Here is an 11962-nt window from a genome sequence, read left to right as displayed (position 1 = left end):
AGAAAGTAATGAAGAAATTAATAATATTAATAGCAGGTTCGTTTTTGTTGCTTTCGCGACCAGTATCTGCACAGCAGGATGCCCAGTATAGCCAATATATGTTCAACGGGATTTATATCAATCCTGCTTATGCGGGGTATAAAGAAGTACTGAATGTGCATAGCTTTTACCGGAGCCAGTGGACAGGTATTACCGGAGCCCCAAAAAGCATGTCGCTGGCGGTAGATGCCATCGCTAACAGTGGTAATGTAGGTTTAGCTCTCCAGGTGGCGAGCGATAAACTAGGCGCACAGACCAACCTGAGCATTTACGGTAACTATTCTTACCGGATCAGGATGAATGATGATGGTAGCTCGCGATTAGCACTGGGCCTTGGCGTTGGAATGGTGCAGTTGGGTATAGATGGTGCACAGCTGAACCCGAACAACCCGGAGCCTAACCAGCCAGTTGGCATGCAGAGTACCATTGTGCCCGATGCAAGGGCAGGGGTTTACTTTGCTAACGATAAGTTTTATGCGGGTTTCTCGGCCGATAACCTGATTGCCACTTACATCGATATCGACCGTTATGCCTTTATCCCACAGCCAAAACCGCATTATTACCTCACCGCTGGAGCATTGTTTCCACTTTCGGAAGATTTTCAGGTTAAACCTTCTTTCCTTTTGAAAGACGACCGCGGAGGTCCAACGAGTTTGGATTTGAATGCATTTCTGATGATCAAAGATTTTATCTGGGTTGGCGGTTCGTACCGGACGGGAGTAAAGCTGTATGATAAAAGCTATTTACAGCGCGATCTTACGCCTAGGAATTCTGCCGTAGCAGCGATACAGATTTTTCCGTCAGAGAAACTCAGGATCGGTTATGGTTACGATTTCTCAATTGGTCCATTACAAGGCTATAGCGGCGGAACACATGAGATTTCATTGTCCTATTCGTTCATTAAGCAAAATGTGAGATTGGCAACCCCAAGGGTGTTTTAAACAAAACTGTAAACTTGTGTATTATAATATTTACACATTTAAAAGAAAAATTAAATACAATTGCGTACAAAAAAATAACTTTTTAGTAACTTGCAGAATATTCTTAAAATAATGAAAACAAAAAATGCCGTAAATACCTTTACTGTGCTCATTGCTGATGATCATGAGATCATTCGTCGTGGATTAAAAGGTTTAATATCAGACTTTTGGCCTGGTGTTGAAATCATTCATGCATCTACCTTAGCGCAGGCGCTTGTTGAAACAGAAAAATCGCCGAGTTTAATCATTATTGATGTAAACTTACCCGGAGGTAACAACCTTAAGGTAATCGATCAAATTAAATTGGTTCAGCCAAACGCAAAAATTTTGGTGTTTTCATCTTTGAATGAGAATATTTATGCTGTTCCTTATTTAAAGTCTGGCGCATCTGGTTACTTAACCAAAAATGCAGAAGAATCAGAAATTGTAACCGCTATTACTACGATTTTAGCTGGCAGTCGCTATTCGAGCAGAAATGTTAAGGAAAACATGTTCAACAGCATATTAGGTAACGATGCCGATAATCCTTTTACCAAACTTTCGGGTAGAGAACTAGAAGTAGCAGAACTACTGACAAAGGGGATTGGAGTGTTAGAAATTTCTAATCAGCTAAATCTTCAAATGGGTACAGTAAGTACTTATAAATTGAGACTTTTTCAAAAGCTGAAAATAAAAAGCATTATAGAACTAGCTGAAAAGATGAGTATCTATGAAAGATAAAAAGAGTATTTTACTCTTTTTATCTTTTTTAAGCCTTTTTATTTCTATCTATAGTACCAGGCCCACCTTCTCCTGACTCGTTAGGTGTGGAACCAGCTTGACCAAATTTATCAGAAGCACCCTTTCCGTTTTGATCGAAAGTGGCCTTTTCCTTTGAACTTCCTTTACTTTTACGCTCTTTCTCAGCTGTGTTTTTACTGTCTTTAGTCTTCATAAGATAAATATTTATTACTAACTCAACATTTAAAAACAGTCAAAGTTTTAATTAATTCTTTAGCTAGAGCTGAAATTTTAGATGAAATGATTACGTTTTTTAAGATGAATAAGTCATATAAAACCTAAAATTAGCAAACCAAGGGTATTTTAAACTAACTATATTCAGTATTTTGACCAACTATCCCAACAACATAATGAAGAAAATTTTATTAGGTACTTGCCTTTCTGCATATTGTTTATTTGCATTCAGTTTTTCGGCAAGTGCCCAGTATGCATTAAAAGATGCCGATAAGCAATACGAACTGTTCAATTACAGGAAAGCAATAGATTTATATGAACAAGCCTATAAAAAGAAAGAAACTTTACATGCTGCAGAACGTTTAGCAAGTACTTATACGCTGGTTTATAACTATAAGCAGGCCGAAAGTTGGTATGCTATTGCCGCTAAAATGCCAGGCAGTAACCCTGATAATATTTTAGGTTATGCCAAAGCCTTACAGGGCAATTCGAAATACAGCGAAGCGAAAGTCCAATACGTCAATTACATTGATAAAAAGAAAAATGTATCAGAAAAGCAGCAGACCGTTTGGATTACTTCTTGCGATTCGGCTTTGAAGTGGATCAGAAATCCAAAGAAAATTGAACTGATCAATCAAAAGGCCTTAAACAGTACGCAATCTGATTGGGGTGCGGTTAACTATCAAGGAGGAGTTGTATTCACTTCCGACAGATCAAATAGTAGATTAAATGTTCAGGAAAGCAAACCGTTTTTAAGATTCGACGGATCAAAAGAACCCGATAAAAAAGTATACGGTTGGACAGGTAACGGATACCTGAAACTATACATCAAACCGTCGCCAAACGATAGCCTTCAGTTGTTTCCTGTAAAAGCAGGTACCAGGTATCACGTAGGTTCGGCAAGTTTTACAGCCGACGGAAAAACCATGTATTTTACGCTAACCCGTATCACCGATGAACTGGAGCGCTTAAAAAAACAACCAACAACTGTTAATGTAGAAATTTTTAGCAGTACAAAAGGTGTTAACGGTATTTGGGGCGAACCGGTTTCATTTGCTTATAATAATGTAAACGGTTACTCTGTAGGCGATCCTTTTATTACTACCGATGGAAATAGCCTTTATTTCGCTTCGAATATGCCGGGTGGCCTGGGCGGAACTGATATTTATGTTTGTCTGAAAACAGATGCTGGTGAATGGGGCAAGCCCATTAACCTGAAAGAAGTAAATACCGATGGCAGCGAACGCAGTCCGGTTTTTGATGAAAAAGATAACTTTTACTTTTCTAGCGATGGTAGAGTTGGAATGGGAGGATTGGATGTTTATCAGGCTTTAAGAGAAAAAGGTAAGATTGGTCAGATCGAAAATATGGGTTACCCTTTCAATTCTCCACAGGATGATTTTGGTTTTAGCTTAAACGAAAAAGGTGGTATTGTTTATCTTTCTTCCAATCGTGAGGGTGGTTTAGGTAGCGATGATATTTATACCATTGATCAGAAAATGATCCTGGCTTTCAGATTAGAAGGCAGGGTATTTGATAAAGATAGCAATCAACCCATTGCAGGTGCATTGGTAACCTTAGCAAAAGTAAACGGTGCTGTTCTAAAAACCGAAACCGATGAGAACGGCGCTTATAGATTTAATTTAGCCAAAGAATCTGAATACAATGTTTCGGCAGAGAAAACAAATTACAGGTCTGATGTAGAAAATCTGGCAACCATTGGTTTAACAACTTCGAGCGTACTTACGCAAAACCTGCATTTAGAAGCGGTTGTAATGAATAAAGCAATTAAGCTGGAAAATATCTATTACGATTTCGATAAATGGAACATCCGACCAGATGCTGCAGTAGAGCTGGATAAATTGGTTAAGATCATGACCGATAATCCGACCATCTGGATTGAATTAGGCTCGCATACCGATAGCAGAGGCAAGGATAGTTATAACCTAAACCTATCGCAAAAAAGGGCCGAATCTGCTGTAGCGTATATCATTTCCAGGGGTATCGATAAAAACCGCATTACCGCACAAGGATACGGCGAAACACAGTTGTTAAACCAATGCAGCAACGGGGTAGCATGTAGCGAAGAAGCACACCAGTTAAACAGAAGAACAGCATTCAAAATTGTAAAGCAATAAGCACAATTAAGATTACAATATTTTAATTGTTTAGTACATGCTCCTGATGAAAATTGGGAGCATTTTTTGTTAATGGCTGGATACATACCGATTTGTCAGTCTGAGTTTTCTTAACCATATAAGAAATATTAGGGCATATGAGCTTATATTTTCTTAGATATCTTATCTGGTTCAAATTGGCCTAAAACCTTATCCATCAAGTGATACATATCGATTTGTCAGTCTGAGCGTAGTCGAAGACCCTTTAAAACATATCTTATATGGTAAACATCACTGGGTTCCGCAGAGCAACTTAATTGGAATTTAACTCCGTGCTTTCTGTGTCTCCGTGGCAAACTCTTCAACCATAACTGGCGATGATAAAGTGATAGTTAAAGCTAAAATTGTTAGTGTTTTGTTTAAAAATAAACTCCTTTAATTTTTATTAAAACTAAAAATATTAGTATTTTTGATCTCAATCATCCTTATAATACGAGAATGGATAAAGAAAGGCAGATTATTCATATGGATCAGGATGCATTTTTTGTATCTGTAGAAATCAGAAAAAATCCCAGGTTATTGGGTAAACCTGTAATTATCGGTGGTGGCGGCGATAGGGGTGTGGTAGCCTCTTGCAGTTACGAGGCACGCCAGTACGGCATACATTCTGCAATGCCCGGGAGGACGGCAAAATTGCTGTGTCCCCAGGCTATATTTTTAAAAGGCGATATGGAAGAATATTCCAAAGCTTCGCATGAGATTACCGAGATTATTGCCGATAAAGTTCCTCTTTTCGAAAAAGCTAGCATTGATGAACATTATATCGATATGACAGGCATGGACCGCTTTTTTGGCTGTATGAAATTTGCATCTGAACTCAGACAAACCATTATCAAAGAGATGAAACTGCCAATTTCCTTTGGTTTGTCGATCAATAAAACCGTAGCCAAAATAGCTACGAACGAATCTAAGCCTGATGGAGAGCGGCAGGTTACTTTTTCTGAATTGCGACCCTTTCTCGATCCTTTGGCTATTCATAAAATTCCAGGTATTGGTCATGCTACCTATAAAAAATTAAGCGAAATGGGTGTTCGCGAAATCCTTACGCTTACGCAGATCCCGCAACAGCTCATGTTTAAAATTTTGGGGCAGCATGGTTTAAGTTTATGGCAAAAAGCAAACGGCATCGATCTTTCGCCCGTGGTACCTTACCGCGAAAGAAAATCAATCGGCACACAAGCCACTTTCGAAAGCGATACCATGGATATGGCCAAACTAAAAGCCATTATTACAGGAATGGTTAGCGGACTAACCTTCCAGCTGCGTAATCAGAAAAAACTAACCGCCTGTATTACCATAACTGTACGTTATACCAATTTCGAAACGGTTACCCAGCAAGAGCGTATTCCTTATACCTCGCTCGATTCATTTCTGATTAGCAAGGCACATAGCCTGTTCGAGAAGGTATATTCAAAACGGATGCTGCTTCGGCTGGTAGGCGTAAAACTTTCACATTTGGTGAGCGGTTATGAGCAAATTGGTTTATATAATATCGCCGAAGAAGAATACAGTCTTTACCAGGCCATGGATAAAGTACGCAACCATTATGGTGCCGAAGCGGTGGTAAAAGCCTGTATTGTTACACAACCGCCCCGCGATGAAACAGGGAAAATAATCAAATACAATCCCCGCAAAAAGAAAATTTTAATCGAAAACCAAACAGAAGAAGAGCAGCAGGAAGCAAGGAAACGCTCAAAAATCAGAAGCTTTATGAGTGAAAAAGGAACAATAGGTACTAAATCTTATGATTAGCGATGTTTTTAAATGTTCATTCTTCTTATAGTCTAAAGTATGGTACGCAGAGCATTGGCCAGTTAATTGCTACTGCCCGGAGTTTGGGTATTCATCAAATGGTACTTACTGATATCAATAACTCAACTGGTGCAATAGAGTTTATTCGCGAGTGTTATAAACAAGGCATTGCTAAAGAAGCTGATGAAATACATAAAGGCAATATTCCATATCAGATTAAACCTGTAGCAGGGATCGAGTTTCAGATCGATAATAAGTTGTTGTATGTGGGCATTGCTAAAAACAGGGAAGGAATGCGTGAATTGAATGAATTTTTAAGTCATCATAACATCTACAACATTTCGCTGCCAAAGGTTCCGCCCAAAATGGAAAATGTATATATCATTTACCCCTTTCAAAAATCCTTTAATCAGGCCCTCAAAGAAAATGAATTTATCGGTGTCCGTGCCAAACAGCTCAATCTGTTATATAAACATCCGCTTTTAAAACAAAAGGAAAAATTGTTAGTTTGGCATCCTGTTACCGTTAGTAATAAGATCACCTACCGTCTGCACGAATATTTTAGGGCCATCGAACTTAATACCCTTTTAAGTAAAGTGCCCGATAAGCAGAAATGTGATCCGGATGAGTTCCTGATTCCAGAAGTAGAACTAACCCAGCAATTTGAACAGTATCCTTTCATTGTTCAGAATACCCAGCGCTTATTAAACAGTTGCGATTTAAGTGTTTATTTTGAGGATGGTCCTACACCTACTTCTAAAAACAAGTTTTTTTATACCGGAGATTTTGAAGGAGATAAAAAAATGCTTAAAGAGCTGGCCGAAGAAGGGCTTAAATACCGTTATGGTAAAAATAATACAGAAGCCATTGAACGTTTAGAGAAAGAACTGCGCATTATCGAACTTAAAAATTTCTGTGCTTATTTCCTCATTACCTATGATATTGTAAGCTATGCTATGAATAAATGCGGTTTCTATCACGTTGGGCGTGGCTCGGGTGCAAATAGCATCGTGGCTTATTGTTTGCGCATTACCGATGTAGATCCGATCGATCTCGATCTATACTTTGAACGCTTTTTACACGAAAAGAGGACTAGCCCGCCAGATTTTGATATCGATTTCTCCTGGGACGAAAGGGAGGTGATCCAACGTTATATCTTTGAACGCTATCCAAAATGGCATGTTGCTTTTCTGGGCACCATGAGCACTTTTAAAGATCGTGCAATTATCAGAGAAATTGGTAAGGTGTTGGGTTTACCTAAAGGCGAAATAGATAGTTTTACCGACCCGACCAAAGAACGTGAAAATTTACTGAATGCCACTTACCAGAAGTTATTGGCTGTACACCGTTACATGAAAAGTATGCCCAACCAGCGTTCGATCCATGCCGGGGGGATTCTGATTTCTGAAGAGCCGATTACCTACTATACGGCCTTGGATATGCCGCCAAAGGGTTTCCCGACCGTGCAATGGGATATGTATGAAGCCGAAGCCATTGGTTATGAGAAATTCGATATTTTAAGCCAGCGGGGTATCGGGCACATCCGCGAAGCCGTACAGCTCATTAAAAAGAACAAGGGAAAGGATATCGACATTCACGATTTTAAAACCTTTAAGGAAGATCAAAAGTTAAATAATATCCTCAAAGAAGGACAGCCCATCGGGTGTTTTTATATCGAATCGCCGGCCATGAGGCAATTGCTCAAAAAATTGAAATGTGATAATTACCTTACCCTGGTGGCAGCCAGCTCCATTATCCGTCCGGGGGTAGCCAGCTCAGGCATGATGAAATCCTATATCGAACGCTACCATGCACCCGAAAAAGTGGTATACCTGTGCGACGTAATGAAACAGCGACTTAGTGAAACCTATGGGGTAATGGTTTACCAGGAAGATGTGATCAAAGTATGTCATTATTTCGCAGGCTTAGATCTGGCCGATGCCGATATCCTCCGTAAAGCCATGAGCGGAAAATACCGTTCTAAACTGGCTTTCGATGAACTGGTGAATAAATTTTTCGTCTCAGCCAGAAATGAAGGTCATTCAGAAGAACTCATTACCGAAGTTTGGCGACAGATATCCTCTTTTGCAGGTTACAGTTTTTCGAAAGCCCATTCAGCCTCTTTTGCGGTAGAAAGCTATCAGAGTCTGTATCTCAAAACCTATTATCCCATGGAATTCATGGTAGCCGTACTGAATAACTATGGTGGTTTTTACAGTCGATGGGTTTATGTGTATGAGCTACAAAAAACAGGAGCGCGGGTGCATCTGCCTTGTGTTAACCATAGCGATGATGTAGTAAATATAAAAGGTGCAGATGCTTATCTGGGCTTTATTGCTGTTCAGGGTTTAGAAGAAAAAATCATTAAAATTATTCCGGCAGAACGTAATGCAAATGGTTTATATATCGATCTAGAAGATTTTGTAAAACGAACCTGTATCTCATTAGAACAGGCCATTATTTTAATCCGGTTAGGTGCATTACGTTTTACGGGCAAAGATCGGAAAACCCTGCTTTGGGATGTGCACAATTATCTTGGTTTTAAACAGAAAAAAGTAAACCATGCGGAGCTTTTTAAGCTGAGTTATAAAACCTATCAGCTCCCTGCATTGGCCGATTCCGAACTCGAAAATGCTTATACAGAGTTGGAATTATTGGGTTATCCGCTCAATTATAAAATGTTCGATTTTTTAAAAACGCCTTATCGTGGCGATACCATGGCAGCCGATATGCATAAACATTTGGGTGAAACGGTAAGGATGGTAGGGAACTATGTTTGCGAAAAAACGGTACACACCATTAAAAATACCAAAATGTGGTTCGGTACTTTTTTAGATGCCAACGGCGATTTCTTCGATACCACCCATTTTCCCAATACCACACCCCTGTATCCTTTTAAAGGAAAGGGCTGTTACCTTATTTTGGGTAAGGTGGTTGAAGATTTTGGCTTTCAGAGCATCGAGGTTTTAAAGTTCGCCAAATTGGATATCCAGATGAATCCGGTGGCAATTGATTAAATAAATTGATATGGATTTAAAATTAAAAAAAGACAGGTATTCAATAGTTGTTTACCCTCAAAGAAAAAGTATTAATGAAGTAAGTGTTTTAAAAAATACACTCGCGGAAAAAATTGGCTGGTATAGCAGTAGAAACTCAGAGGCACATGTTACCATTGTTGAATTTTTAGCAGATCAATACGAGTTGGGTTTTTACAAAAAATGTATTGAGAAAATTTGTGGTTCACAAAGGCCACAAGAAGTAACTTTTGATTATTTAAGTTTATCCAAATTCGGTCAGGCTATTGTTTTACTTCCTGATGCTCTATCCAAATTATACCTGAATGCTCTTTTAAAAGCATTTCGGAAAAGGCTTAAATCTAAAAATACCATAAACGGTAGTAATGCCCATATTTCAATAGGGCGTGAACTGAGTCCAGCTCAAATTGATCAGGCAGAAAATTTGTATGGTAATATCAATATTGCATTCAATTGTGATACGATTGCCATTCGCAAACTTGATGAAATTAAAAAACAATTCGTGGTAGTCAATGAGTTTAAATTGACAGGGCGTCCTTTAAATCATCGTCAATATTCTTTGTTATACTAGTTTGCTTTAGGTTATGAGCCGATTAATCTGGCTAATCGGCTCATGATTTGGCTTGTTTTTGAGCCGATTAATCTTTTAGGGAATTATTTTATGATTTTATTGTTCTGAAGAATTGCTTTTTAGATATACTGCTAGGGCAATGGAACTAGGTCGTGAATCACCATTTCGAGTGTAGTCGTTATGACGACCTTTTTATTTAAATCTGTCATTCTGAGCACAGCGAAGAGTCTTTTCAACATCAATATTTAAACTCATTTACCATCTGAGGAATAGACGTTTATTTAAGTTTATATGTTCCTTAAATGCCTTATATGGTAAAAAAACTAAGACTCATTTCTAGCGTGTTCACAAATAGCCTAACGATTTAATCATTTACTTGTTAAAACATAATTTTTATATTTAAACCATGATCCACTTCAAAGCAGAAATAGAGCGTTTCGAAACCATGGGCGAAAAAACCGGCTGGAGTTATGTGTTTATTCCGGCAACTTTGGCTAATGAAATTAAGCCTGATTGTAAAAAGAGTTTTAGGGTAAAGGGGAAAATAGATCAGTTGGAGATTAGCGGTATGGCAACTATCCCAATGGGAGAGGGCGATTTTATTATTGCCTTAAAAGGAGAAGTTCGTAAAAAACTAAGAAAAGAAGCCGGAGCAAGTGTCGAACTTTATTTGGAAGAAGATAAAGACTTTAAGATTGAAATGCCCGAGGATTTAGAAATCTGCCTGTCAGAAGAAGCGCATTTAATGCATAACTTTTTAAAACAGCCTAAATCGCATCAAAACTATTACATCAATTGGATTAATCAGGCTAAAACCGAACCCACACGCACCAAAAGAATCGTAATGACGGTTAAAGCGATGGATAAAGGTCAGGATTTTGGCGCAATGATCAGGGAATCGCAAGGTAAGTCTTAAGTCTGTAGTCTTTAGTCGTGAGTCAATTAAGACTTCGGACTTCGGACTCCGGACTGTCCGACTCCCGACTATAATTCCTAAACCAACTCGAAACTTTCATCTGGATTACACCTAAAAAAGCTTCCCTGAAAATACGGGTGCTCATTTTTGATGTTCCTTCGGTACGATCGGTGAAGATGATTGGAACTTCGACTACTTTAAACCCAAATTTAATGGCGGTGAACTTCATTTCGATCTGAAACGCATAACCAACAAATTTGATTTTATTTAGTGGAATGGTTTCCAATACAATTTTGCGGTAACATTTAAAGCCAGCGGTAGCATCCTGAATGTTGATCCGGGTAATCATACGCACGTACATTGAAGCAAAATACGACATTAAAACCCTACCCATTGGCCAGTTTACAACATTTACGCCCTTAACATACCTGGAACCAATGGCTACATCTGCGCCATTTACACAGGCTTCGCGTAAGCGCGCCAGATCATCCGGGTTATGAGAGAAATCTGCATCCATTTCAAAAATGTAGGCATAATCGTGTTGTAATGCCCAGTTAAAACCGTAAATGTATGCTGTACCCAGGCCTTGTTTACCAGCACGCTCTTCAATAAATAAATGCCCTTCGTATTCTTCTTGAAGCGACTTTACAATTTCAGCAGTTCCATCAGGAGAGCCATCATCTATAATTAAAACATGAAAAGGCTGGGTTAAAGAAAAAACCTTTCTAATGATTTTTTCGATGTTTTCCTTCTCGTTGTAGGTGGGTATGATGACTAAACTATCTGACACGTTTGTTGTGGTTTTTTAAATAATATAAGCTTTTGGCCTTTGTATTTGATATGCTGTGTTTATTTGTGTTAAACACTTTGCTTTTAATGTGCGAAAGTAAATATTTAATGTGAAACCTTTATGAATTTTCATTAATATGCAATTCCTATCCCTGAACTTGTTTTATTAGTAGTTTTTATTGTTTTTAAAGCATTGTCAGTCTGAGCGTAGTCGAAGACCTTAGCCAAATATTTCCCGCTGATTTCACAGGTCACCGCAGAATCAATTTTAAGGTACAAACCATTGTGTCTAAACCCGACAGCAGCGGCAGCTCCCGATTGAAAAGAGGGACTATAGCGAATGGCGGGACTGAAGATGCCAAGAACTACTTCCTTTCATTTCCAACTCTTATTGAATATGCTCTTCTTAAAACAATGTCGGCGTACTCGAAGCCTATCCGCTTTACGCTGGGAAAAAAAGATTCTTCACTGCGTTCAGAATGACAGTGAAATCATTACTGTTGGTCCGGATTTGTAATCCGGATCGCCGTTCTCCAGATTTGTAATCTGGTTTAGCAATGTTGCAAATCCCGACTAGCTTTTGTATCTATTTTTACCTTTTACGGCACAAACCGTTGTGTCTAAACCCGATCGGCGTGTAAAGCCCGCAGACCGAAGCATGAGGGCAAGGACTTGGAACAAAGAGCGGGACAGCAAGCCTCCAAGAACTACTGTCCTTTCATTTTCAAATCTTACAGTACATCAATAAA

Annotated in this window: 9 protein-coding genes; 7 read left to right on the top strand and 2 right to left on the bottom strand. The window is 38.8% G+C overall.

The window, feature by feature from the left end:
• The first annotated feature begins 8 nt into the window (after positions 1–8).
• Positions 9–980: a type IX secretion system membrane protein PorP/SprF gene (locus tag QF042_RS16105; protein ID WP_307530166.1), complete on the top strand. Its 972-nt coding sequence runs from the start codon at positions 9–11 to the stop codon at positions 978–980.
• A 111-nt stretch (positions 981–1091) separates the two neighbouring features.
• Positions 1092–1739, top strand: coding sequence for a response regulator transcription factor (locus QF042_RS16100; protein WP_307530164.1), 648 nt, complete (start codon positions 1092–1094; stop codon positions 1737–1739).
• Positions 1740–1767: 28 nt separating this feature from the next.
• Here QF042_RS16100 and QF042_RS16095 read toward each other — a convergent pair whose 3' ends face one another.
• On the bottom strand, positions 1768–1953 hold the full coding sequence (locus tag QF042_RS16095; protein WP_307530162.1) for a hypothetical protein: 186 nt from the start codon (positions 1951–1953) through the stop codon (positions 1768–1770).
• A gap of 196 nt (positions 1954–2149) precedes the next feature.
• Between QF042_RS16095 and QF042_RS16090 the strand changes: the two genes are divergently transcribed.
• The 5 genes from QF042_RS16090 (at position 2150) to QF042_RS16070 (ending at position 10424) form a co-directional block, all read left to right on the top strand.
• The gene (locus QF042_RS16090) at positions 2150–4111 is read left to right on the top strand and encodes an OmpA family protein (RefSeq protein ID WP_307530160.1); all 1962 of its coding nucleotides are present in this window, start codon (positions 2150–2152) and stop codon (positions 4109–4111) included.
• A gap of 477 nt (positions 4112–4588) precedes the next feature.
• Positions 4589–5902: a DNA polymerase IV gene (gene dinB / locus QF042_RS16085; protein WP_307530157.1), complete on the top strand. Its 1314-nt coding sequence runs from the start codon at positions 4589–4591 to the stop codon at positions 5900–5902.
• Positions 5903–5904: 2 nt separating this feature from the next.
• Positions 5905–8919, top strand: a complete 3015-nt coding sequence (gene dnaE / locus QF042_RS16080) for a DNA polymerase III subunit alpha (RefSeq protein WP_307530155.1) — start codon at positions 5905–5907, stop codon at positions 8917–8919.
• A gap of 10 nt (positions 8920–8929) precedes the next feature.
• Positions 8930–9508, top strand: a complete 579-nt coding sequence (locus QF042_RS16075; RefSeq protein WP_307530153.1) for a hypothetical protein — start codon at positions 8930–8932, stop codon at positions 9506–9508.
• Positions 9509–9914: 406 nt separating this feature from the next.
• Complete coding sequence (locus QF042_RS16070; protein WP_307530152.1) at positions 9915–10424, top strand: YdeI/OmpD-associated family protein; 510 nt, start codon at positions 9915–9917, stop codon at positions 10422–10424.
• A 22-nt stretch (positions 10425–10446) separates the two neighbouring features.
• On the opposite strand, the gene QF042_RS16065 is transcribed toward QF042_RS16070, so the two are convergent.
• A complete protein-coding gene (locus QF042_RS16065; protein ID WP_307530150.1) occupies positions 10447–11214 on the bottom strand; it encodes a polyprenol monophosphomannose synthase in 768 nt (255 codons plus the stop codon).
• Positions 11215–11962: the final 748 nt, after the last annotated feature.

The organism is Pedobacter sp. W3I1 (genome assembly GCF_030816015.1).
GTDB lineage: Bacteria > Bacteroidota > Bacteroidia > Sphingobacteriales > Sphingobacteriaceae > Pedobacter.
The sequence above is the reverse complement of the archived record's forward strand: the minus strand, read 5'-3'. Positions and strand labels throughout refer to the sequence as shown.

Excerpts from the sequence above, each read along its gene's own strand:
- QF042_RS16105 (WP_307530166.1), top strand. The coding sequence starts at position 9 with ATGAAGAAATTAATAATATTAATAGCAGGTTCGTTTTTGTTGCTTTCG.
- QF042_RS16100 (WP_307530164.1), top strand. The coding sequence starts at position 1,092 with ATGAAAACAAAAAATGCCGTAAATACCTTTACTGTGCTCATTGCTGAT.
- QF042_RS16095 (WP_307530162.1), bottom strand. The coding sequence starts at position 1,953 with ATGAAGACTAAAGACAGTAAAAACACAGCTGAGAAAGAGCGTAAAAGT.
- QF042_RS16090 (WP_307530160.1), top strand. The coding sequence starts at position 2,150 with ATGAAGAAAATTTTATTAGGTACTTGCCTTTCTGCATATTGTTTATTT.
- dinB (WP_307530157.1), top strand. The coding sequence starts at position 4,589 with ATGGATAAAGAAAGGCAGATTATTCATATGGATCAGGATGCATTTTTT.
- dnaE (WP_307530155.1), top strand. The coding sequence starts at position 5,905 with ATGTTTTTAAATGTTCATTCTTCTTATAGTCTAAAGTATGGTACGCAG.
- QF042_RS16075 (WP_307530153.1), top strand. The coding sequence starts at position 8,930 with ATGGATTTAAAATTAAAAAAAGACAGGTATTCAATAGTTGTTTACCCT.
- QF042_RS16070 (WP_307530152.1), top strand. The coding sequence starts at position 9,915 with ATGATCCACTTCAAAGCAGAAATAGAGCGTTTCGAAACCATGGGCGAA.